At 32.0% G+C, this 23,195-nt stretch carries 19 protein-coding genes; 14 read left to right on the plus strand and 5 right to left on the minus strand.

Annotation, left to right across the window (positions count from 1 at the left end; all coding sequences use genetic code 11):
* Positions 1–496: extracellular solute-binding protein (locus tag HMPREF1984_RS09155; RefSeq protein ID WP_021767700.1), on the plus strand; the 496-nt coding region annotated here is incomplete at its 5' end.
* Positions 497–728: 232 nt separating this feature from the next.
* On the opposite strand, the gene HMPREF1984_RS09160 is transcribed toward HMPREF1984_RS09155, so the two are convergent.
* The 4 genes from HMPREF1984_RS09160 to HMPREF1984_RS09175 all read right to left on the minus strand — a co-directional run bounded on the left by HMPREF1984_RS09160 (position 729) and on the right by HMPREF1984_RS09175 (position 4,990).
* Positions 729–1,832 (minus strand): Gfo/Idh/MocA family protein, encoded by a 1,104-nt coding sequence (locus HMPREF1984_RS09160; protein WP_021767701.1) that lies wholly within the window; start codon positions 1,830–1,832, stop codon positions 729–731.
* Positions 1,833–1,911: 79 nt separating this feature from the next.
* On the minus strand, positions 1,912–2,748 hold the full coding sequence (locus tag HMPREF1984_RS09165; protein ID WP_021767702.1) for a carbohydrate ABC transporter permease: 837 nt from the start codon (positions 2,746–2,748) through the stop codon (positions 1,912–1,914).
* A complete protein-coding gene (locus HMPREF1984_RS09170; protein WP_021767703.1) occupies positions 2,748–3,641 on the minus strand; it encodes a carbohydrate ABC transporter permease in 894 nt (297 codons plus the stop codon). Before HMPREF1984_RS09170 ends, HMPREF1984_RS09165 begins: the two co-directional genes overlap by 1 nt.
* Positions 3,642–3,673: 32 nt before the next feature.
* Positions 3,674–4,990 (minus strand): ABC transporter substrate-binding protein, encoded by a 1,317-nt coding sequence (locus HMPREF1984_RS09175; protein WP_021767704.1) that lies wholly within the window; start codon positions 4,988–4,990, stop codon positions 3,674–3,676.
* Positions 4,991–5,273: 283 nt separating this feature from the next.
* Between HMPREF1984_RS09175 and HMPREF1984_RS09180 the strand changes: the two genes are divergently transcribed.
* Positions 5,274–6,107 carry an AraC family transcriptional regulator gene (locus HMPREF1984_RS09180; RefSeq protein ID WP_036100439.1) on the plus strand — a complete coding sequence of 278 codons (834 nt, stop codon included), beginning with the start codon at positions 5,274–5,276 and terminating at the stop codon, positions 6,105–6,107.
* A gap of 209 nt (positions 6,108–6,316) precedes the next feature.
* On the opposite strand, the gene argS is transcribed toward HMPREF1984_RS09180, so the two are convergent.
* A complete protein-coding gene (gene argS / locus HMPREF1984_RS09185) occupies positions 6,317–8,047 on the minus strand; it encodes an arginine--tRNA ligase (RefSeq protein ID WP_021767706.1) in 1,731 nt (576 codons plus the stop codon).
* A 405-nt stretch (positions 8,048–8,452) separates the two neighbouring features.
* Here argS and HMPREF1984_RS09190 point away from each other — a divergent pair, with 405 nt between their 5' ends.
* From HMPREF1984_RS09190 to HMPREF1984_RS09245, 12 genes are all read left to right on the plus strand, one after another.
* Positions 8,453–9,301, plus strand: coding sequence for a YafY family protein (locus tag HMPREF1984_RS09190; RefSeq protein WP_021767707.1), 849 nt, complete (start codon positions 8,453–8,455; stop codon positions 9,299–9,301).
* On the plus strand, positions 9,294–11,000 hold the full coding sequence (locus HMPREF1984_RS09195) for a hypothetical protein (RefSeq protein ID WP_021767708.1): 1,707 nt from the start codon (positions 9,294–9,296) through the stop codon (positions 10,998–11,000). The genes HMPREF1984_RS09190 and HMPREF1984_RS09195 overlap by 8 nt, the downstream gene beginning before the upstream one ends.
* A 98-nt stretch (positions 11,001–11,098) precedes the next feature.
* Entirely contained in the window at positions 11,099–13,465 is a 2,367-nt protein-coding gene (locus HMPREF1984_RS09200) for an SUMF1/EgtB/PvdO family nonheme iron enzyme (RefSeq protein WP_021767709.1), read from the plus strand.
* Between the two features lie 462 nt (positions 13,466–13,927).
* Positions 13,928–14,209 (plus strand): hypothetical protein, encoded by a 282-nt coding sequence (locus HMPREF1984_RS09205; RefSeq protein ID WP_021767711.1) that lies wholly within the window; start codon positions 13,928–13,930, stop codon positions 14,207–14,209.
* Between the two features lie 120 nt (positions 14,210–14,329).
* Positions 14,330–15,181 carry a polysaccharide deacetylase family protein gene (locus HMPREF1984_RS09210; RefSeq protein ID WP_021767712.1) on the plus strand — a complete coding sequence of 284 codons (852 nt, stop codon included), beginning with the start codon at positions 14,330–14,332 and terminating at the stop codon, positions 15,179–15,181.
* Between the two features lie 71 nt (positions 15,182–15,252).
* A complete protein-coding gene (locus tag HMPREF1984_RS11735; protein ID WP_304412280.1) occupies positions 15,253–16,155 on the plus strand; it encodes a septal ring lytic transglycosylase RlpA family protein in 903 nt (300 codons plus the stop codon).
* Between the two features lie 75 nt (positions 16,156–16,230).
* Positions 16,231–16,941, plus strand: coding sequence for a 3-oxoacyl-ACP reductase FabG (gene fabG / locus HMPREF1984_RS09220; protein WP_021767714.1), 711 nt, complete (start codon positions 16,231–16,233; stop codon positions 16,939–16,941).
* Positions 16,942–16,970: 29 nt separating this feature from the next.
* Positions 16,971–17,597: a viroplasmin family protein gene (locus HMPREF1984_RS09225; protein WP_369750556.1), complete on the plus strand. Its 627-nt coding sequence runs from the start codon at positions 16,971–16,973 to the stop codon at positions 17,595–17,597.
* Between the two features lie 17 nt (positions 17,598–17,614).
* Entirely contained in the window at positions 17,615–17,983 is a 369-nt protein-coding gene (locus HMPREF1984_RS09230; RefSeq protein ID WP_021767716.1) for a hypothetical protein, read from the plus strand.
* A 165-nt stretch (positions 17,984–18,148) separates the two neighbouring features.
* Positions 18,149–19,474 carry a tRNA (N6-isopentenyl adenosine(37)-C2)-methylthiotransferase MiaB gene (miaB, locus tag HMPREF1984_RS09235; RefSeq protein ID WP_021767717.1) on the plus strand — a complete coding sequence of 442 codons (1,326 nt, stop codon included), beginning with the start codon at positions 18,149–18,151 and terminating at the stop codon, positions 19,472–19,474.
* 357 nt (positions 19,475–19,831) lie between these two features.
* The gene (gene rho / locus HMPREF1984_RS09240; protein WP_036100474.1) at positions 19,832–21,076 is read left to right on the plus strand and encodes a transcription termination factor Rho; all 1,245 of its coding nucleotides are present in this window, start codon (positions 19,832–19,834) and stop codon (positions 21,074–21,076) included.
* A gap of 227 nt (positions 21,077–21,303) precedes the next feature.
* The coding region (locus tag HMPREF1984_RS09245; protein WP_036100442.1) for a S8 family serine peptidase at positions 21,304–23,195 on the plus strand (1,892 nt) is incomplete at its 3' end.

Below are 23,195 nucleotides of genomic sequence, written 5' to 3' on the forward strand. Positions count from 1 at the left end.
TTATCCTTCAGATTCAGCAGATGACAAGCAGTTACAGGAAGCTAAAAATAAAATTCTTGAATGGAAGAAAAATCTTGCAAAATTTGATGCAACATCTTTTGCTAAGGGTGTGGCTACTGGAGAATTCTATGCTGTCCATGGATATGCTGAAAATGTCTATGGTGAACTGGAAGAATCTGAATACGGAAACTTTGATTTCTTTATACCTAAAGATGCAATGATGTATATAGATAGCATGGCTATTGTAAAAAATTCACCTAATAAGGAAAATGCCTATAAATTTTTAGAATTTTTATACAGACCTGAAAACTTCATAAAAGTATATGAATTCTTTAAGACTCCTTCCGTTATAAAAGGCGTTGAAGAAAAATCAAAGGTAAAACCAACTGTAAATAGAGCTCAGGTTGTTGAAAATGCTAAACTTCCTGGAGCATTATCAGATGAAGCAAAAGAAAAACAGGATAAAATATGGAATGAAATAAAACTGGCAAACTAATTAGTTGACAGTATTTCAGAAAATATGAGTTAAAAAATAGATTTAATAAAAAAATCCGGCTGGAATTTCCTTGAATTTAGAGAGGAATTTTGGTTGGATTTTTAAATTAAAAATCTTATTATGTAAATATCTAATATCTATAAATTAATAGAATAAAAATAAAATTGTAAAATAAAAAGAAGTTGCCAGAAATTGACAACTTTTTTTATATTGCAATGAAACAAAACGGAGTTTACAAAAGTTCAGATATTTTTACTTTTCTGTCTTCTTCCAAAGACTTAGTAAGGGCATCTGCTGTCAGAATGGAATCTCTTGCGGCAGTACCGTCCAGTAATGGAATGAATTCTTTATCAACTTCAGCTCCCTGAAGAACATTATGTAGAAATTCCATTTCCATTTCCATGATTCCATGCAGCCATAAAGGAGGGATTCTGTCAGGTTTACCGTACATTATTGCACCGTCCATTTCCAGTCCTTTATATATTCTTGTTCTGTCATCATCTTCTTCTTTAGTACGATGAAGCAGGAATTTTTCTTCTTTATCATCAATTTTTAAAGTGACTCCTACATCCTGAAGATCCAGTAGGATAGCTCCTTTAGTTCCTTGAATTTTTACAGAATGGTCAGGCCATCTGAATGCAGATCCATACTGTAAAGTTGCAAATCTTTTATTTGGAAATTCAAGTGTTATGAAAAGGGCATCATCTTCATCACCAAATTTTTCTCCTTGATGGGCGATGTTTCCTCCAACCATTGTTACTTTTTCAGGCACTCCCATTATAAACTGTATAAAGTCCAGTTCATGTATATGATGATACAGGTGGCCTCCTGAAAGTTCCTTTATTTTTTTCCAGCTAATTTCCTTTTGTTCCTTTTCCCATCCATTTCTCATAGAATGGCAATGTAAAACTTCTCCAATAACACCATCATTTATTAATTGTTTTATTTTTCTTACACCATTCATGAAGTTCATTACGTGTCCTGCCATGAAGATTACACCATTCTTTTTTGTAGCTTCTATCATTTCAGAACATTCCTTGTATGAAAGTGCGATAGGCTTTTCACAGAATACATGTTTCTTATTTTTAGCAGCTTCTAAAACGGCTTCCTTATGTGCTCCATTTGGAGAAGCAACTATTATTGCATCAATATCATCCCTTGCACATAATTCCTGAATGTTTTCTGAAACTTCACATCCAAGTTCTTCAGAAATATTTTTTGTATTTTCCGGATCATAAATGGCAACAACTTTTGCTCCTTCGATTTTATTTAATATTCTTCCTAAATGTGCTCCAAAATATCCGGTTCCTATTATTCCGTAATTTATATTTTTCATTTCTGTAATGTATGATAGTATAAAATAAAATCATACTCTCCTTTCTTCAAATTATGTATATAATTTTGTCCTAATATGTTTACTTAACTGACCCGTCTGATAATCCTCCTGCAATCTTGTTCTGTATAATCATAAAGAACACTACTGAAGGCAGGATTACAATTACTGATGCAGCCATCATCTGTCCCCAGTCCAGTATTTCTGAACCTGTTAAAGAGTAGAGGGCTATTGACAGAGGCATTTTTTCAGAGTTATTTATTAATAGCAGTGCATACAGAAATTCATTCCATGTATTGATAAATGTGTAAATGGCAGTTGAAACAATTCCTGGAGACACTATAGGAAGTACAATCTGAAAAAATATTCCGAATTTTCCTACTCCGTCAACCTTTGCGGCTTCCTCAATTCCAATAGGAACAGTTTGAAAAAATCCTATCAGCATCCATATTGCATATGGTATGGAAAACGACAGATAAGTAATAACTACACCAATCCATGTATTAATTAATCCTAATTTTGCCATAACTGTAACGTATGGGACAGCCAGCAGGATAGTAGGAAACATATATGTAGTAATAAGCATTTTTGTCATTTTTTTACCTACTTTAGGGAAAAATCTTACAATTCCATAAGCTCCAAGGGCTGAAACGATTATAGTTATTACAGTGGCTGTAAAAGATATAACTAAACTGTTTTTTATATTTCTTATAAAATTCAGACTAAACAGAACCTGTCTATAATAATCGAATGTAATTTTTTTAGGAATAAAAGCCAATGGACTGTTGGACATTTCGCTTGAAGGCTTTATGGAAGAAAGAATAATCCATATTAGAGGGAAAACGGCAATTATTGCCATAACAGTTAAAAGTAAATAGATTAATCCAGTATAGATATTATTTTTATAACTGTATTTCATTATTTATCATCCTCTCTTTCCCATCTGTTAAGCAGTTTGAAATATCCAAAACACACAGCCATTAGAAACAGAAGCAGTAGAATAGTGACTGCAGATGCTGTTCCTAATCTTTTTAAATTCCATCCTGTCTTGTATGCATATATTGGTAATGTAGTGGTCAAGTCTGAAGGTCCTCCTCCAGTCAGCAGATAAAGCAGGTCAAAGTTGTTGAAGACCCATATTGTTCTTAAAACAACCAGTAATCCTATAACTCCACGTATATGTCTTATTGTTATGTAACGGAATACCTGAAAAGAAGATGCACCGTCAACAATAGCCGCTTCATACTGTTCACGCGGAATAGTCTTTAAGGCTGCCAGAATATTTACCATAAACAGAGGTGCTCCAAACCATATATTTATAAACAGTACTATCCAGAAGGCGGTTTTCGGATCTGCCAGAAAGTTTATGTTTTCCTTTGTAATATGCAGTTGTGTAAGTAAATTCGGTATAAATCCATAAACATCGTTTAAAATCCATTTCCATGAAAATGCTATAACGATAGCAGGAAACGCCCATGGGATAATAAGTAAAGTTCTATAAAATCCCGAAAATTTTGGAATTCTGTTTAAGGAAAGAGCAGCTATAAATCCTACCAGAAGCTGTCCTGTAATTGATAAAACAGTCCATTTTATTGAAGTCAGGAATGCATGATAAAATTCAGGGTTAGTAAGGACAAATTTGAAGTTGTCAAACCAGATCCACTTGTAATACGGTCTAATTAAGTTTTTCGATGTAAAGCTAAAATATACACTGGAAATTATAGGATAAACCAGCAGAAGAAAAACTATTAACATGGCTGGTAAAACAAACACCAGATTTATCTTATCGATTTTCATTTTATTCTTTTTCATGAGTATTCCTTTCCTGTCACGTGGTTAGCTGGTTATTTTGCCGCGGCAAATAAGTCGTTTAGTTCCTTTTCAGCTTTTTTTGCAGCTTCTTCCACGGGAACATTTTTAAGTATAATTTCCTGGAACATCTTTTCAATTACACCTTGGCTTGTAATTATTCCGGCTTCAGGTTTTGGACCAAATTCCATTCCAATTGCAGTACCTTTATCAACAGCATTGTTAATAACTGTGATTGTATCCTGGAATTGTTTGATTATTGGATTATCCAGGTATGCAGGATCATTTGAAATATCTTTTAAGGCTGGTAACATACCACCTGGAACAGAATGTAAGAATTTAATGTATTTTTCTTTTTCATATAAACTTTCAACAAAAGCTTTTGCAATTTCAGGGTGTTTACTATTTTTCCATACGATTATAGGTATATTTGAAGTTTCTATTCCCCGTTCAGGATCTGCTGCATTTACTTTAGGTATTGGTGCGGCAGCTATTTTGTCCAGTAAATCAGGTGAGTTCTGTTTAACTCCTCCAATTTGGAATCCACTGTTAAAGTCAAAAGCTGTTTTACCTTGATAATAAAGTGTAGCCTGATCTAATACTTTAAAGTTTACAGAACCTTTTGGAGATACTGCTTTATACATATTTACCCAGTAATTTATCCCATCTATGGCAGCCTTGCTTGTAAGGTTTGCTTTTCCGTCTTTAGTTATTAAAGTTTCTCCTGCTGAACGGACATAGAAGTTAAGGAATCTAGTTGCCATCATATCTCCAAGTCCCATAGGAACTGATAATCCATAAACTTGAGGAGGATTATTTAATTTTTTAGCCGCTTCAAATAATTCTGCCCATGTTTTTGGAACTTCAAGTCCTGCAGCCTGTAATAAATCTTTTCTGTACCACATTACCTGAGCGTGTGAATATAGAGGTATAGAATAATGTTTTCCATTCATTTCCCCTTCTGTAAGAGGAGCAGCGTAAAATCTATCTTTTCCAATATGATCGATTACATCATCAATAGGAACTAAAGCATCTGCCTGTAACAGTTCTACAACATGGTTAGGTAAAGCTGTACTTACATCAGGAACTTGTCCGGCCTGTAATCCTGTTGTCCATTTAGTGTAAAATTCAGGCCATGCAAATGTTTCAATTTTAATTTTTACTTTCGGATGTTTTTTCATAAATTCTTCAGCAGCCTGTTTCATGAACTCGTTTCTAGGTCCTTGAGTAAATGAATGCCAGAATACTATTTCTCCTTCAAGTTCTCCTGTTTCATTTGACTGTTTTGAACCTCCGCAGGAAATAATAAGAAATAATACTGAGATAAGTAACAGAATAATCTTCTTTTTCATAATTGTTCCATCCTTTCAATGTTAGATATTAAGTGTTGTAAAATAAGTGAAATATACTATTTTAAGTATATAATACCTGTGTGAAAATAATTGACGTCAGTTTTTCCTTTTGATTATTAAGAGTATACCTTCATTTTTTAATAAAACAAGATATCTAAAACGATTAATTATAGTAAAAAACGATTAAATAGATATAATTTTTTTAAAAAATTGTACATAAAAAATTGTTTTATAAATATTATGAGGTATAATTAAAGTAAAATGACAGCAGGAGTTACAAATTATGGAAAACAACTCATTAATGAAGGCATTCCATCTGGCTTTTCTTTATGTTGATACATATACCTTCAATAGGGACTGGAAATTTCAGGAAGAAAAGGTACCTTACTCAATGATAAGGTTTATAGTGGAGGGAAATGCAAAATTTATAATAGATGACAATGTATACGATGTGGGTAAAAATGATATTATTTACATACCTGAAAGCTGTAACCTTCAGTGTATGTCTGTTTCAAATCATTTTTCCTTTATAAGTATCAGATTTACTGCCTCCTATTCTATACATGGACTAAAAATATGGTCTGAAATAATGGATTTTGATACACAGATTAAATGTGAAGATAAATTTATTATTGACTGTTTTTATTCAATGATAAAGGAAAAAAATGCCAATAGATTGGGGACTTCCTTTGTTTTAAGGGGATATCTGGAAATAATAGTAGGTTATTTAATAAATATTTCAAAGGAAAAAGGGGAAAGCAGAACATGTAAAATTCAGTATTACAACAGGGAAATAGACAGCAGGGTACAGGCAATTGTAAATGATATGATAAATAATCCCTTTAGGGAATTTTCAACAGAATTCTACTGCAGATTGTCTGATATAAGTGAGGCGTCTTTCAGAAGACTGTTTAAAAAGCATACAGGGAAATCACCAAATAAATTTTTTATGGAAATTAAAATGACAGTTGCCGCAAGAAGAATTCTTGAGACAGACGACAGGATATCAGAAGTGTGTAGACACGTAGGAATTGAAGATGCCAACTATTTCACGAAAATTTTTAAGAAATATTTCAGGGTTTCTCCGCATATTTACAGAAAAATAAGTAGAGGATAAAAAAATATGAAAGATATATTTATTCATTTATCAAAATTTTACTTATGTAAAACAATTATTCATTAAGAAAAAGTCAAAATTCGCCTGAAAAATCAGGCTGATGACTTTTTCTAAATTCATTTTTTTGTTTTACATTGTAAAATTTTAAATAATTCATAAATATAATCTTTCATATTTTTAAAATTTTATGTGGATTGTCTATTCTACTATTACATTCTCTCTACTGTCTGTATTGATAACAATGACAATCCCTGTTTCAGTATGTCTGCAGCCTTTATTGAAAGTAATATTCTTGCCTGCATTACATCCTTGTTTTCTTCCTTCAATATAGATTTTGAGTTGTAGAAGTTATTGTAAGTTTTAGCCAGATCAAATAAATAATCTGCAATCAGGTTAGGTTTAAATCCTTCATACGCTTTTACTACAACTTGAGGGAATCTTAACAGCATAACTGCAAGGTCTCTTTCAATGTCATTCATGTCATCAAGGATAATATCCTTGCTCTTGTCAACTGAAATATTTTCAGATTCCATTTTTCTCAGAAGGGACATTATTCTTACATAAGTGTATTGTAAGTATGGTCCTGTATTTCCTTCGAAGCTTAGTACTTTATCCCAGTCAAATAATATAGGTGAAGTTCTGTTCTGGCTCAGGTCAAAGTATTTTATTGCTCCTGTTCCAACTATATCTGAGATAATATCCTTTTCAGCTTCAGGTAAATCAGGATTCTTTTCATCTATAACTTTTCTTACTTCTTCCTGTGCTTTATTCAGAAGGTCGATAAGTCTGATTACATTTCCACCTCTTGTAGATAGGATAACTCCATTTGCAAATCTCATAATACCAAATTGAATATGAACTTTTTCATAATCATAAGGTGCTCCTGTCATTCTTGCAATTTCAAATACTTGCTTAAAGTGTTCCTGCTGTCTTTCATCAACAACATATAACCCCATATCAGCGTTTAATTCATCTTTTCTATATTTAATAGTCGCAAGGTCAGAAGTTGAATAAAGGAAGCTTCCATCCTTTTTCTGAACTATACATGGGTGAAGTTTTGTTTCTTCATCAAAGAAAACAACAAGTGCATCGTCATCTTCCCTTGCAATTTTTCTTGCTTTTAAATCTTCAAGTACGTCAGGCATCATATCATTATAGAATGATTCACCATTGTAGAAGTCAAATTTAATATCAAATCTTTTATAAATTTTATTGTATTCATTTATTGAAATATTAATAAATTCCTTCCAAAGGGCGTTGTTTTTTTCGTCTCCCGCCTGAAGTTTTCTAAGTTCTTCCCTTGCAATGTCGTTTAGGGAAGGATCTTCTTTTGCTTTATCAGAGAAAAGTACATATATTCTTTCAAGTTCTTCTATCGGATCATTTTCATAAGCTTCCTTGTCAAGCCAACGTTCGTAAGCAACAATAAGTTTTCCAAACTGAGTTCCCCAGTCTCCTATGTGGTTATCTCCGAAAACTTTAAATCCTAGGAACTGCATAATTCTTTTTATAGATTCTCCAATAATTGTACTTCTTAAGTGCCCAACGTGCATACGCTTTGCAATGTTTGGAGAAGAATAGTCAATTACAACAGTTCTGTCAGTGTTAAGGAATGAAAAATCATATTTTTCCTCCCCTATTTTTTTAATTTCATTATTAATAAAGTTATTTTTCAGATAGATGTTTATAAATCCAGGCCCTGCTACTTCAAGTTTTTCGATGATGTCATCAGCTTCAAACTTTTCTATGATTTCATTGGCTATTTCTCTTGGATTTTTACCTATGATTTTTGAAGTTATCATGGCAAAATTTGTCTGAAAATCACCAAATTCTTTTTTTGTAGAATTTTGGATATCGATTTTATCTGAGAAATCACTGTTAAAAATACGGTTTATATTTTTTTTGAAGAGTTCCTTCAATTGAATAGTAAGTAATTCCATCTTTCCAGTTATATGTTTTGAATTTGATAATTTTTTTAGGGAAATAGTTTTACCAAATAAAACATATGTCTCCTTTCCTTATAATTTATTTTATATTATATAATAAATTGCCACAAATTTGAAGACTTTAATTGCTTTTATTTGTATTTTTTGTTGGAATTTTGGCTGAAATTTATTAAAATAGATTGTAAAACGTTATTTTAAAGATATTTGAAAAACATCTTAGAGGAAAAAGGAAGTATTCTATTTAAAGGAACAAAAAAATAAATAGATTTTAAATATACCCTAGTATTTTCAGTATATTCTTCAAATTTAAAGGAACGAAAACAAAAATAAAATATTTCCTTGAATAATACTTTGGAATTGTATATTATATGATTATAAAAAGCAATATAGGAGAAGAATATGAAGAAAGTAAGAGTTACAGTTTCAGATTTTATGAATGAAATTATTACAGGAGATTCAGAGTATTTTAAACTACCAGTTGGAAGAATAGGGAACATAATTTTTAAATATTACATGGACAAAGATTTAAACAAAGTAGAACTAAGAAATTTTTCAGGTGAAGTTATACAATTTAATCTGAATAAAAAAAATGAAGAAATTTTTATGGACACACTTATAAGAAATAAAGTAGAAATAGAATCAGAATATTGGAGAAATATATTTTTTACCTATATTAATAATTTGAGGTATAAACGTGAAGAAATATTGTTTGAAAATAAATTTAAAGATATAAGGGAAGCAATAAAAATAGAGAAAAAAATAAAAATAAAATATCATAAATATATTAGGCTTGTGAATCCATATTTCATAAAAGTTTCAGATAATGAAACTAGGTCGTATCTGTTCTGTTACTGTGAAAAAAACAATGATTATAGAAATTATAGAATTTCTGAAATAGAGGAGATATGGCTTACAAATGAAAAAAATGAAATAAGGGATAAAAAATACATTGATAATGTTCGTAAAAATTTTGATCCCTTTTTATCATATAAAAATAGAGTTAAAGTCAAATTTACGGAAAAAGGAATTGAATTATATGAAAAAGTTCTTGCGAATAGACCAAGATTAATTGAAAAAAAGGATGGAATTTATACTTTTGAATGTGACAATAAACTTGCAATGATATATTTTGCACAGTTTTATTCAGAAGTTAAAATTTTAGAACCTGAAGAATTGAAAACAATATTGAAAAAAGAACTTAAAAAGACAATAGAAATATACGAAGATAAGGAGAAAGAAAATGTTTAAGCTTAGAGGAAGTAGAAGAAGAAAGACAGAGGAAGTTATTCGGAAATTCTTAAAAAGTTATGCTGAAAATGAAAAAAGTAAAAATAAAAAAGACTTAAGGGAGTGGCTTATCAGTGAACTGAAAAATGAACTACCCAATAAAAAAAATGAAGAAATAGAAAAAATGGCAGGGGAGCTTATATCAGGAATTAAAATTTATTTCGATAAGAAAAAGGAAATAGAGAAATATCAAAGTCTTGGTATAAGTAACAGTGACTATGTCGGAGATAAGATACTTGAAAAAGTTGCAAATGAAATAAAGGAAGCAGAAACTGTAGATAAAGAAGAAATTATTGAAAGTATGAAAGAAGCAGGCAATGTACTGGCTAGTTATAATGAAGCTATGATATATGAGGCTGCTTCGATAGATGAACCACAGCTTGTGGTAGATGCTTTAAGCGCAAATAGTGTAAATAATTATATTGACAATGTGAATGAAACGATAGGTAAGTCTAATGATGAAATACTGAAATCATTGACAACTAAAACAGGTGAAATAAGTCAGAATCCAAACCTTGATGGTTTCATATTTGAGGAAAGGCATGCAGGAACATTTAATATAGATGCTTCAGTAAAGAAGCAGAATTACCATGCTGAAGCATTAAAACCTGAAGTTGGAGAAACTTATGGTAAAAATTCTGTTGATATGAGAATTGAGGATTCAAACAGAATTGTTAAAAAATATCAGGCGAAGGCGTATAAAAATGCAAATGAAACTGCAAAATCCTTTTATGATAGACAGGAGGGGTATAAATACAAGTTTCAATCAAAATTAGTTCCCTCTGACCAGGTAGGCGATATTGAAAATTCTGTGGATAAAATAGAATATGGAGAAGTAAAAAGTAAGTCTATAAGCAAAACTGAACTTAAGGAAATGCAGGAAAAATATCAGGAAGGTAATAAGGAAGCGGTAAAATTCAGTTTTGAAAAAGATGTGGATACTATTGCAATAACTAAGCAAATAGGAAGACAGGTAGTGGTAAATGGGATTATGGGAATAGCAATTGGAATGGGAAAAAACATAGGAGTTAAACTAATTTCAAATGAAGAAATAGAAATTAATGAAATAGTTGAAGAAGGATTAAAATCAGGTTTTTCGATGGGGCTTTCAGCTGCTGTTGCAGGTGGAATGAGAGTTGCTGTTGAAAAGAAATTTATACCTACAGTTCTTTCAAAATTTTTAGTGAATAACAATGTAATTGGTGCAATAGCGGCATCTTCAATGGATATAATAAAGATAGTTTTTAAATTAGGTTTAGGAGAAATAAGTTTAGGAAAGGCATCAAATGATATAATATCAGTATTAGGAACTGTATACGGTGCAATAGTTGCTTCAGACGAAGGTGCTAAAGTAGTAGGAATAATTCTGAATATGATAGGTATAGGTAATATAGGGATTATAATGGATATTATAATTAGTGTAATATGTGGAGTTGTTGGCTCAAAAGTTGGAGGTGCAATAGCTAGGGGTTTAGGAAATATAACAGAAAAAGTAGTAAATGGAACAAAGGAAGTAGTAAAGAATGGAGCAAATGTAGTAAAAGATGTAGCAAAGGGAGCTTGGGAAGGAGTAAGAAGTTTTGGAGATACATTTGTGGAAGGTGTTAAATCGTTAACAAGTTCTGCTTGGGAAGGAATAAAAACTTTTGTAAGTGAATAGCAAGTTTATTTCGGTTATAAAATTAAAAAATAAATTCGATAAAATAAATGTATTTTAAGTTATTAAGAGTAGATACAGATAGTTAAGGAGGAAGAAAAATGGAAATAAATTTATCAAAATATTTAAGAGCAAGAAGACCTATAATATGTATAAATAGTAGTGATTATAAGGAAATAGATACTATTGTCAAAGAAGCAACGAAAGAATATAAGGATAAAGCTATATATGAATATAGAGCTTTTGGAGCTGTGAATTTTGAAAATAAGGTTAGATGTGAAGAAATAGAAAATTTGTATCATTTTTTAAATATTTTATTTTCAAAAGGCATAAAAACTGATGTGTTTTTACTGATAAAAAACGCGGAAGAGGAGATGATGGATGCAAGGAATATAGCTTTTATAAAGAAGATTGCTGAAACAAGATACTCAAATCCAGACTATAATTTTACGATAATAGTAGTAAGTGAAAATGAAACAGTACCTAAAGAACTTGAAAAATTTACTTCTATACTTGATATTCCAAATATGACAAAGGAAGAAATAGAAGAATACATACTAAAATTTTCTGAAATCAACAATGTAAAACTGGATAAGGAAGATCTAGGAGAAGTGGCTATTTCGCTAAAAGGGCTGACAAAATTGGAAATAGACCATGTGCTTAATATGATAATAGAATCAAAGAAAAATATTTCTATTTCAGGAAGAGAAATAATTATAAAAGAAAAAGGTCAGATAATAAAAAAATCTTCAATACTGGAAATAATAGATTTTAAGGAAAGAATAGAAGATATTGGTGGACTGGAAGGACTAAAAGAATGGTTACGTTCAAAAGCACAAATATTTAGAAGATTAGATGAGGCTAAGAAATTTGGAGTAGACACACCAAAAGGAGTACTCTTAGTGGGAATGCCTGGTTGTGGGAAAAGTTTGGCAGCTAAGGCAAGTGCAAGACTTTTTAACGTTCCTCTTTTAAGACTTGATATAGGAAGATTATTAGGAAAATATGTGGGAGAATCAGAACATAACATGAGAATGGCACTGAAAACAGCAGAGTCAATAAGTCCTTGTATACTATGGATAGACGAGATAGAGAAAGCCTTTGCAGGAATAGACCAGAGTGGTGGAGCAAGTGATATTACAAAAAGACTGTTTGGACAGTTCCTGACATGGTTGCAGGAAAAGGAAAATACAGTTTTTGTAGTGGCAACTGCTAATGATATAACAGCTTTTCCCCCTGAATTTCTAAGAAAAGGAAGATTTGATGAAGTTTTTTTCATCGATTTTCCAAATGAAGAAGAAAGAGAAAGAATATTTGAGATACATCTTGAAAAAAGAGGGAAATTGACAGAAAATATAGATGTAAGCAGACTGGCAGAAGAGACAGAAGGTTACTGTGGAGCAGATATAGAAGAGATTGTAAAGAATGCAGTAGAAAATATATTTATACTCGAAACACAGGATGAAAAAGAAAAGGAAGTAACAACACAGGATTTAATAGAAGCTGTTAAAAATATAGATTCTCTAACAAATATTCTGTCTGATAAAATCGAAGTACTAAAGAAAAGTTATAAAAAATTTAAAGTAAAATCAGCTTCTAAAAAAATATTAAATGGATTAGGTATAAGGAGAATGGTTGTAGTAAAAGGTGGAAAATATACACCTATTTTAGAATCAGGATATTATGAAACAATCAATTCAAATAAGAACTACATGAAATTTTCAGGAAAAGAAGTGAAAGTATGTGATTTAGAAGTATGTAAATATCAAACAACACAGGATATGTGGATGGAAGTGATGGAACATAATCCTTCAAAATTCAAAGGTGGGAGAAGACCTGTAGAGTGTGTTTCATGGTGGGATGCTCTGGAATATTGTAATAAAATGAGTGAAAAATATGGATTGCAACCAGTATATGATTTAAGTCAAAAAAGTGAAGGAATAGTTAATATAAATCAGTTAGATGGAGAATTAAAAAATTCTCATTTTGCAGATTTTGAAAAAACAGAAGGTTTTAGGTTACCGACAGTTGTAGAATGGCAATGGTTTGCAAGAGGGGGAGAAGTTGCAATACAGGATGGGACATTTGATATGATGTATGCAGGAAGCAATAATTTGGATGAAGTTGCCTGGCATAACAGTAATTCAGAAAAACAGACTCATGATGTAGGAACAAAGAAACCAAATCAGCTTGGAATTTATGACTGTAGTGGAAATGTATGGGAATGGTGTTATGATAAAATTATTATTCCAACGGGAGCTTGTATAATATCAATAGGTGATACTTTTGAAAATAAACTTAAATATATTGAAAACAATGAAAATATTAGTGGTAAAAAAGTTATGGGTGGTTCATGGAAGGGAAATGATATCACGAAAGAAGTAGATTGTAATATGGAATCTAATTATTATGGTTTTCCATATGAAAAATATGATAATTACGGCTTCCGTATTGTCAGAACGATTTAATCTTTTGAACAATGAAAATACTTGATAAAATTTATGGAAAAGATAGTCTGATTAGGAAATTAATAACTCGCTACAAAAGAAATAGAAAACTTTATCAAATAAGAAACTTAAAAGGAAATCCTCCCCATAACTAAAAACAGAGTACCTTCTATGCCAGTAAAATGGCAATACAAATATAAAACTACGAAATAAGACTTTAAATTTTATGGAAATTATTATATACTATATTAAGATCAGAATATAAAATCGTATCTATAAAAAAGATTTATTATAAAAACAATCAAATGTTAATTGTGATTTAATTTATATAGTGTATAATAAATTCAGATCAAAAAGATCTGAAACCTCAATTAACCCCCCCTTTTATAAGACCTCTTTTTTAAGAGGTCTTTTACTTTTTATAAAATCTTAAATATAGATATGTATTTTAAAAAATATTAAAATTAGACTAGGAGGATACAAATGTCAAATCATAAAAATCATTATCATAATCATTATGAAGATAAGAAAATGTCAGCAATGGCTAAATTGATAATATTTTTGTTTATATTAGCCGCAGGGCTTACCGCACTTTCAAAGTTGTACTTGGAAGATGCAAGTAAAAAAATATCAGGAGAAGTGAAAGAGCTGAAGGCTGAAAAAGAGACCCTTGCTTCAGAAGTGGGTCAGCTTGAAAAAAGAGATGCAGAAGTTAAAAAAAGCTATAATGATATAATGGAAAAATTAAATCAGAATAAAAAATAAAAGTTAGAAACAAGAACTAATAATAGAAATCTTTTAAGCATCGTCTGAAAATTTTAGACACGCTTATTGGATATAAAAAAGAAATAATACTGAAAATAATTATAGAGAGGAACAAAAATAATGAAAAAAATTATAGGTGGAATAGCATTAATTTTAAGTCTTGCGGGACTTGGATATTCAGGATTTACAATTTATGGAGCGGCAAAAGGTGCCCTTGAGAAAAAATCATTAAACAAACAGATTACTGAATTAAAAGATAAAAAAGTTAAAACAGAAGCATCTTTGAAAGATGTAACTGAAAAAAATAATAAACTTAAAAAGGAATATAATCAGTTAAGGGAGCAGAGAGGGATAAAGGTTGTATATCTTACATTTGATGATGGGCCTACTCCTAACAACACTCCAAAGATACTTGATATATTAAAGAAAAATAATATAAAGGGAACTTTCTTTGTTATAGGTCAGAATCCGGATATGTATAAGCGTATTGTAGATGAAGGGCATGCTATTGCAATTCATACATATTCCCATGAGTATAAACAGGTATATGCTTCTGTAGATGCATTCTTTGCTGATTTATATAAATTGAGAGATCTTATTAAGGAAAAAACAGGAGTAGATCCTAAAGTTACAAGATTCCCTGGAGGATCAAGTACTACAAGAGTATCAAAGCCAATAAAACAGGCTATTATAAACAGACTTACAAAAGAAGGATATGTTTATCAGGACTGGAACTGTGACAGTACAGATGCATCAGGAAACAAAGTTCCTGTAGAAAAACTGGTTAAAAATGGAGTATGTAATGTAAGGGAAGTAAACCTTCTTATGCATGATGCTTATGCAAAAACAACGACAGTTGAAGCGTTACAGAAAATAATAGATGCCTACAAGGCTAAAGGGTATATCTTTGAAACATTGACAGTGGACAGTCCAAAATTCCAGCATGTTAAACAACCTGAATCAGCTAACTAAGTTTAGTCTAAGTATGCAAACGAAACACTTGTGATATAATATTACAGATTTTAAGGATGGAGGATATTTATATGAAAAAAACAGTGTTTTTTTGCATAGGACTGACAATATCTGCTTCTTTATTCGCAGCAACAGGGTCAAATACTAAAAAAACATCGAAGGCGAAGGCGACTGTTACAAAAACAGCTTCTACAAAAAAGTCTGCTTCAACTTCAAAAAATGCGAATGCTAAAAAGGAAACGAAGGATAAGAAAAATACCGAAACTAAAAAAAATACAGGTTCTAAAACAGAATCAAAAAAAGGTACAGTCAATAGTAAAAATTCTAAAAGTAACACTACAAAAAATAAAGATACATCAGGTAAAGAAACTAAAAAAGGTACAGTAAGTACAAAGAATAGTAAAAGTACAAAGGAAACAAAAACAGTGTCTACAAGAAGTAGAAAAACTGAAACATCTAAACCAAAAAGAACTACCAGTGTAGCGGCATCGTCTTCATGGGAAGAAACGAAAAACGCTGCAGAAATGACAGTGGAAAAAGAAAAAGCAAGTCAGGGATCCGTTATGGTTACAAACTTGAATACAATATATCAGAACGAGGAAGAAAATCTGAATGTAAATTCAAAAAATAAGGCAGTGGCGGATACATTTGAAAAGGTAATTGAAGAACGTGAGAAGTATACGCATTTTCAGACTGGAATGGCTTCATATTATGGAGGAAGCTGGCATGGAAAGAAAACTGCAAATGGTGAAATCTTCAATGAAAACAGCCTGACTGCGGCGCATAAGACATTACCTTTCGGAACAAAGGTAAAAGTTACTAATCTGGATAACGGTAAATCAGTTGTAGTAAGAATCAACAACAGAGGACCTTATTCAAAAGGGAGGGTAATAGACTTAAGTAAGGCGGCATTTTCAAAAATAGCAAGTACAAGTAAAGGTGTTACAAGAGTAAAACTGGAAGTTGCAAAATAATATAATAAAGATAAATTGAAATTATATCTGTTGTAACTGTAATTGATATAAAATAATTATTGAAAGGCGGACAGTATGTTAAAAGGAAAAATAGCTTTGGTAACAGGTGGGGCAAGAGGAATTGGAAAAGAAATAGTTTTAAAATATGCTGAAAACGGAGCTACAGTTATTTCAGGAGACTTAATAGATGCTGATTATACTCATGAAAATGTTACACATGTAAAACTGAATGTAACTGATAGGGAAAACATAAAGGAACTTGCCGCAATGGTAAAGGAAAAGTACGGAAGACTTGACGTATTAGTAAACAACGCAGGAATCACAAGAGATTCTTTACTTCAAAGAATGAAGGAAGATGACTGGGATTTATTAATTGATATAAATTTAAAAGGTGTTTATAATATGATGCAAGGTTTTGTTTCTTTACTTCTTAAAAGTAAAGGGGCAAGTGTTATTAACATGGCTTCAGTTGTAGGAGTTGATGGTAATGCAGGACAGACAAACTATGCAGCTTCAAAAGGTGGAGTTATAGCAATGGCTAAAACTTGGGCAAAGGAATTTGGGAAAAAGAACCTGAGATCTAATGCAATAGCACCTGGATTTATTAAAACTGATATGACACATGTACTGCCTGAAAAACTTGTGGAATCTGTTTTAGAAAACACACCTCTTAAGAAAATGGGAGATGCGGAAGATGTAGCTGATGCGGCATTATTCCTTGCAAGTGATATGTCTAAATTTATAACAGGTCAGGTATTAAGAGTAGACGGAGGATTAAATTTATAATTTTATAAATTTAGAAAATTATGTCAGGATTGAAAAAAAGCAAGATATATGCCTACTATCTTTTGGACAGTCAGGAAAGCGGTATATTTTATACTTGGAATGAATGTGAACAGAAGGTAAAGGGGAAAAAAGCCAGATACAAGTCGTTTAAGAGTGAGAAGGAAGCTCAGGAATGGCTGAAATCAGGTGCAGAGTATGAAAAGAAAGAAAAGAAAAATGAAAACTTATTTTTGGAGCTTGAAAAGGATGGGATTTACTTTGACGCCGGAACCGGAAGAGGTGAAGGAGTTGAAGTAAGACTGACAGATTATGACGGTAATTCATTATTATATGAAATACTTGAAGCTTCAAAAATAAACAAATACGGTAACTACAAGTTATCTGACGGAAGAACAAATAATTTTGGTGAACTTACAGGATTGTTTGCGGCATTGAAATATGCAAAAAAAAATAATATAAAGGTCATTTGTGGAGACAGCAACCTCGTCATAGAATACTGGTCAAAAGGAAGATATAATTCGGACGGGCTGGAAAAGGATACGGTGGAGCTGATAAAAAAAGTGGCCCTGCTTAGAACAGAATTTGAAAAAAATGGTGGAACAGTAAAAAAAATTTCAGGAGATGTAAATCCGGCAGATTTAGGATTTCATAAATAAAAATGGAGGTTTTTTAAATGAAAAAGATGGTATTATTTTTGCTAATAATGACAATGGCGTTTGTAAGTTATTCAGCAAAAAAAACAAAAATTACAAACAAAGTTTATACGGGAGAATATGTTAAATCTACAAACACATTCACGTATAAAAAAGACAATCTGGTTTTTAAAGATAAAACTTTATATTATCAGCTGAATGATAATTCAGGAACATTGGATCTTGTTTACAATTCAATAGGACAAAATTACGGAGTAACAGATGAGGATATAATTACATTAACTGTTTCAGGAAGAGTGTCTAACGGTATCTTGACAGTTGACAGAATAATTAATTATAGAATTCCTGAATATAAACTTCCTGTAAATACTTTTGAACTTGGAAATTAATTTTTAAATCATGAAATGATATGTAAAAATTAAGTATATACAAATAAAAATATCTGTATAATATTATAGACTAGAGGATATAAACTCTAGTCTTTTATTATTCAGAAAATTATGCTATAATGCAACATACGAGTAAAAAGCGAGAAATAAAAAAGGAGAGATTAAGTGAGTAAAAAAGCAACAGTTATAACTTATGGATGTCAGATGAATGTCAATGAAAGTGCTAAAATGAAACAGATTCTGCAGACAATGGGTTATGAAATAGTAGATGACATAGATGATTCTGATCTGGTATTTCTGAATACATGTACAGTAAGGGAAGGTGCCGCTGTAAAAGTGTACGGAAAACTGGGGGATCTTAAAAGGCTTAAGGAAAAAAAGAATGGTAAGATGATTATAGGAGTAACAGGTTGTCTTGCCCAGGAAGTAAGAGACGAGTTTATAAAGAAAACTCCTTATGTCGATTTAGTCCTCGGTAATCAGAATATAGGAAGAATACCGGATATAATTGAAAGGCTTGAAAAAGGTGAAGATGTACACGTAGTTATGGTTGAAGATGAAGATGAATTACCTCAGAGGGTGGATGCTGATTTTGGTGATGATATAGTAGCTTCAATTTCAATAACATATGGATGTAATAATTACTGTACCTTCTGCATAGTGCCTTATGTAAGGGGAATGGAAAGATCTGTTCCGTTACATGAGATAGTTCAGGATGTAAAGAAATATACGGAAAAGGGATACAAGGAAATACTGTTTTTAGGACAGAATGTCAACTCATACGGTAGCGACCTGGCAGATGAAACAGATAATTTTGCAAAACTGCTTAGGGAAAGTGCCAAAATAGAAGGGGATTTCTGGATAAAATATGTTTCCCCACATCCTAAAGATTTCACAGATGAAGTAATAGAAGCAATAGCAGACAATTCTAAAATAGCAAGAATGTTACACTTACCACTTCAATCAGGTTCGACTAAAATATTGAATGCAATGAACAGAGGTTACACAAAGGAAGAATTCATAACTCTGGCAAAGAAAATTAAAGAAAAAATACCCGATATAGGTCTGACAACTGATATAATTGTAGGATTCCCAGGAGAAACGGATGAGGATTTTCAGGATACAATGGATGTAGTAAATGAAGTAGGTTTTGAAAATGCTTTTATGTTTATGTATTCCAAGAGAAGCGGTACTCCAGCTGCAACAATGGAAGAACAGGTGGATGAACAGGTGAAAAGTGAAAGGCTTCAGCAGTTAATGCGTCTTCAAAATTATAAGGCAAAGGAGGAAAGCCAGAAATATTTAGGGAAGACGGTAAAAGTACTTGTAGAGGGGCCAAGCAGAAAAAACCCTGAAATGCTGACTGGAAGAACGTCAACTCATAAAATCGTACTGTTTAAAAGTGACAGGACAGATTTAAAAGGGAAATTCGTGCATACAAGAATATATGAAGCAAAAACATGGACATTATACGGAGAATTGGAGGAATAAATGAGTGAGAATGTAAAAGAAGTAAAAAAACGTGGAAGAAAGAAAAAAACTGAGGAAAATACTGAAGAAACAGAAACTGTAAAAAAAGAAACTTCTACTGTGGAAGTAAAAGAAGTTAAAAAGAGGGGCAGAAAGCCGAAGGCTGAAAAGCAGGAAGAACTGGAAAATTTAAATGACATAGATGAACAGCAGGTGGAAAAAAAAGGTAAGGAAGAAAAAGAAGGAGAAGGAATTATAAAAAAAGAAGTAAAAGAAATAGAAAAAGTGGAAAGAAATGTAAGAGTTTCTGAGAGAACAGAAAACCATGAAAAAAATGAGAAATATACTGATGAAAGTCAGCAAAATGAAGAAAAACTTATAAAAGAAATACTGAATACAAATGTCACAAATCTGAAAAAAATGGCTAAGGAATACAATATTCCTAACTTTTCCGTAATGACAAAGTATGACCTTGTAAATGCAGTGCTTATTGAGAAAGGTAAGGAAATTGGAAAAACTTACGGATATGGAAAACTTGACATAATGGGGGAAGGAAGCTTTGGATTCCTTAGGGAAACAACTATCGGACCGGATGTATATGTTTCAATATCACAGATAAAGAGATTTTTTCTTAGAAATGAAGATGTAGTATTTGGAGAACTGAGGGTTCCAATAGGGACAGAAAGAAACTATGGTATATTAAAAGTATTGCTTGTAAATGGGGATTTACCTGATAAATCATTGGAACGTCCGTTCTTTGATGATTTGATTCCTTCATATCCTGATAAGAAAATAAATCTTGGAAGCGGAGAAATTTCATCAAGAATAATAGATCTTATTTCGCCAATTGGAAAAGGACAGAGAGGACTTATTGTTGCTCCTCCTAAAGCAGGGAAAACAGTATTACTGTCAACTCTGGCAAATGACATAATAAAATACAATCCTGAAATTGATGTGTGGATTTTACTTATAGATGAAAGACCGGAAGAAGTTACTGACATAAAGGAAAATGTAAAGGAAGCGGAAGTTTATGCCGCAACATTCGATGAAAATCCCAATGTCCACACCCAAGTTACAGAAAATGTACTGGAAATGGCAAAAAGGGAAGTGGAACGTGGGAAGGATATATTAATTCTGATGGACAGTCTTACCAGACTTGCCAGATCCTATAACATTACAATCCCTTCAAGCGGTAAGCTGATATCAGGAGGAATAGATCCGAACGCTTTATATTATCCAAAAAGATTTTTAGGGGCAGCGAGAAACATAAAGAATGGTGGAAGTTTGACTATAATTGCCACAGCACTTATTGAAACTGGAAGTAAAATGGATGATGTAATTTTTGAGGAATTTAAAGGAACAGGAAATATGGAAATTATTTTAAGCAGGGCATTGGAACAGCTTAGAATATTCCCGGCAATGGATGTACTGAAAAGTGGAACAAGAAGGGAAGAACTTTTAATTCCTAAAGATAAGCTTGAAAAAATATGGCGTCTCAGAAGGGAACTGAACCAGATGTCAGAAGTTGAAGGGCTGAAAAGACTTATTGAACTTATAAGAAGTTACAAAAACAATGAAGAACTGCTGGAAGATCTGTATTCTAAAACTCCGGCTAAAAAATAAATGAAATTCTAATTTTTGAAAATAATATTAGTTTAGAAAAAAATTAAATTGAAATAAATGAATCTTCCTTTAAAAAACGAGAGTTTTAATAAAGGAAGATTTTTTTATCAAAATATGAAAAAAGTGATAAAAAAAATGTTTATAATAAAATGACATTTAAAATATTTTATGCTAAAATTACACAGTAAAATATGAAGAGCAAAAAAAGAATACGAAATGAGGAAGAAATGAAGAAAATAATATTGTTAATAAGTTTAATATCAGTACTGGCCAGCTGTGGTGGAGACGGTGGTGGTGGAGGTTCTGCTCCACAGACAACATCTGCAACTCCAGTAATGCCTACACCAGGAAGTACAAATACTGGTAATGGGAATACAAATGGAACAAATACTGGAAACAATAACGGACAGGCTGTACAGCCACAAAATCCAGTACCTGCACCAGCAGTGGCACCTCAAGTGCCTACAGCAGATAACCGTTTTGCTAAACCTGTTGATTCAAGAGAAACTACAGGACAAGGAGTTAAGGTAGGAGTTCTGGATAGTGATTTTTTAAGTAGAGATGTAAAAACAGAAGACTTTCATAGAAGAATTGACTATGAAGGTTTTCTACAAAATGATACATTTGCTCAAGTAATTAATGATGAATTTGGAAGCAGAATGACTGCTGTAGATAAGGTTTTGGGACCTGACAGTACATTAAGTAAAAGTGAACATGGACTTATAGTTGCAACAATTTTAGCAGGAAGAAACGGAAATGGTGCAAAAGGAGCTTCAGTTTACGGTGTAAGTTTTGGAGAATCAGGAAAGAAAATAGTAGCAGATAAAAGTAAATATGAGGAACTTTATAATAGTGGAGTAAGAATATTTAACCAGTCTTTCGGTACAGCGGTTGAGTTTTCTGACTATAATTCAACAAATTATAGATTACCTTTAAGACCAGGTGTATTAAGGGAAAGAGAAAGTACTGCTGATGTTCTGGATAGAAGAATAGATGAACTGAATAATTTCTATAAAAAGGCAGTAAACAATGGAGCACTTTTTATATGGGCTGCAGGAAATACAACTGCTATCGAAGGTGGCGGAAGAAAAACATATAACGCGCCAACTATTCAGGCTGGAATGCCAGCATATATTTCTGAACTTCATAAAGGATGGATTGCAGTGGTAGGAATAAAACCTGATGGAACAGAATATAATCCACATCTTGCAAGAGCAGGAGCGGCTATGTGGTGGTCAGTTTCTGCAAATGGAAATTGTGAATTGGAAATGTGTTCTGTTCATGGATCTTCATTTGCAGCTCCAAGAGTAACAGCGGCAGCAGTAAAAGTAAAGGAAAAATTCCCATGGATGACAGGACACGAATTAAAACAGACATTGTTAACAACTGCAAAGGATTTAGGGCAACCAGGAGTAGATACTATATTTGGATGGGGACTTCTTGATGAAACAAAAGCATTAAAAGGGCCTGCTCAGTTCAATAGTATCCTTATTGTAGGAGAAAGAGCTTCAAATGCTGGATTAAAAGGTCAATTTAACGCTAGTATCGGAAATTCCATGACATCAATTTTTGAAAATGATATCAGTGGTGATGCAGGACTTCTAAAATCAGGTAATGGAACATTGATATTAACAGGAAATAACAGCTATATGGGAAATACTACAATAGATGAAGGAAAATTAGAAATATATGGAAATAATACTTCTGATATAACAATAAATCATCAAGGAACATTAGTAACTTATCCAACAGCTATAATAAATGATCAGAGAAATGTAAATAATAATGGTGGAACTCTTGAAAATAAAGGTTCAGGAGCAGTTATAACAGGAGATTACACAGCAGGAAATGGAGCAGTTACAAAGGCTGAAATAGGAACAAAGCTTACTGTAAGAGGAACAGTTAATCTGAATGGAGATACTGTACTGGAACAGGCTATGGGTAACAGATACATTACTGCAAAAGGAATGAGTGCAACAGTAATTGAAGCAGAAGGTGGAGTAAACGGACAGTTTGCTAAAGTGGAAGCACCTGAAATGATAGAAGCTTCAGTAAAATCAGATGAGAAAAAGATAGATGTTATTGTAAGCAGAAAAAATGTAGAAGAGTATGTATCAGA

It is taken from the genome of Leptotrichia sp. oral taxon 215 str. W9775 (assembly GCF_000469505.1).
Classification (GTDB): Bacteria; Fusobacteriota; Fusobacteriia; order Fusobacteriales; family Leptotrichiaceae; genus Leptotrichia_A.

What these genes read in the sequence shown, in the direction of transcription:
- HMPREF1984_RS09160 (WP_021767701.1), bottom strand. Translation starts at nt 1,832, where the DNA reads ATGAAAAATATAAATTACGGAATAATAGGAACCGGATATTTTGGAGCA.
- HMPREF1984_RS09165 (WP_021767702.1), bottom strand. Translation starts at nt 2,748, where the DNA reads ATGAAATACAGTTATAAAAATAATATCTATACTGGATTAATCTATTTA.
- HMPREF1984_RS09170 (WP_021767703.1), bottom strand. Translation starts at nt 3,641, where the DNA reads ATGAAAAAGAATAAAATGAAAATCGATAAGATAAATCTGGTGTTTGTT.
- HMPREF1984_RS09175 (WP_021767704.1), bottom strand. Translation starts at nt 4,990, where the DNA reads ATGAAAAAGAAGATTATTCTGTTACTTATCTCAGTATTATTTCTTATT.
- HMPREF1984_RS09180 (WP_036100439.1), top strand. Translation starts at nt 5,274, where the DNA reads ATGGAAAACAACTCATTAATGAAGGCATTCCATCTGGCTTTTCTTTAT.
- argS (WP_021767706.1), bottom strand. Translation starts at nt 8,047, where the DNA reads ATGGAATTACTTACTATTCAATTGAAGGAACTCTTCAAAAAAAATATA.
- HMPREF1984_RS09190 (WP_021767707.1), top strand. Translation starts at nt 8,453, where the DNA reads ATGAAGAAAGTAAGAGTTACAGTTTCAGATTTTATGAATGAAATTATT.
- HMPREF1984_RS09195 (WP_021767708.1), top strand. Translation starts at nt 9,294, where the DNA reads ATGTTTAAGCTTAGAGGAAGTAGAAGAAGAAAGACAGAGGAAGTTATT.
- HMPREF1984_RS09200 (WP_021767709.1), top strand. Translation starts at nt 11,099, where the DNA reads ATGGAAATAAATTTATCAAAATATTTAAGAGCAAGAAGACCTATAATA.
- HMPREF1984_RS09205 (WP_021767711.1), top strand. Translation starts at nt 13,928, where the DNA reads ATGTCAAATCATAAAAATCATTATCATAATCATTATGAAGATAAGAAA.
- HMPREF1984_RS09210 (WP_021767712.1), top strand. Translation starts at nt 14,330, where the DNA reads ATGAAAAAAATTATAGGTGGAATAGCATTAATTTTAAGTCTTGCGGGA.
- HMPREF1984_RS11735 (WP_304412280.1), top strand. Translation starts at nt 15,253, where the DNA reads ATGAAAAAAACAGTGTTTTTTTGCATAGGACTGACAATATCTGCTTCT.
- fabG (WP_021767714.1), top strand. Translation starts at nt 16,231, where the DNA reads ATGTTAAAAGGAAAAATAGCTTTGGTAACAGGTGGGGCAAGAGGAATT.
- HMPREF1984_RS09230 (WP_021767716.1), top strand. Translation starts at nt 17,615, where the DNA reads ATGAAAAAGATGGTATTATTTTTGCTAATAATGACAATGGCGTTTGTA.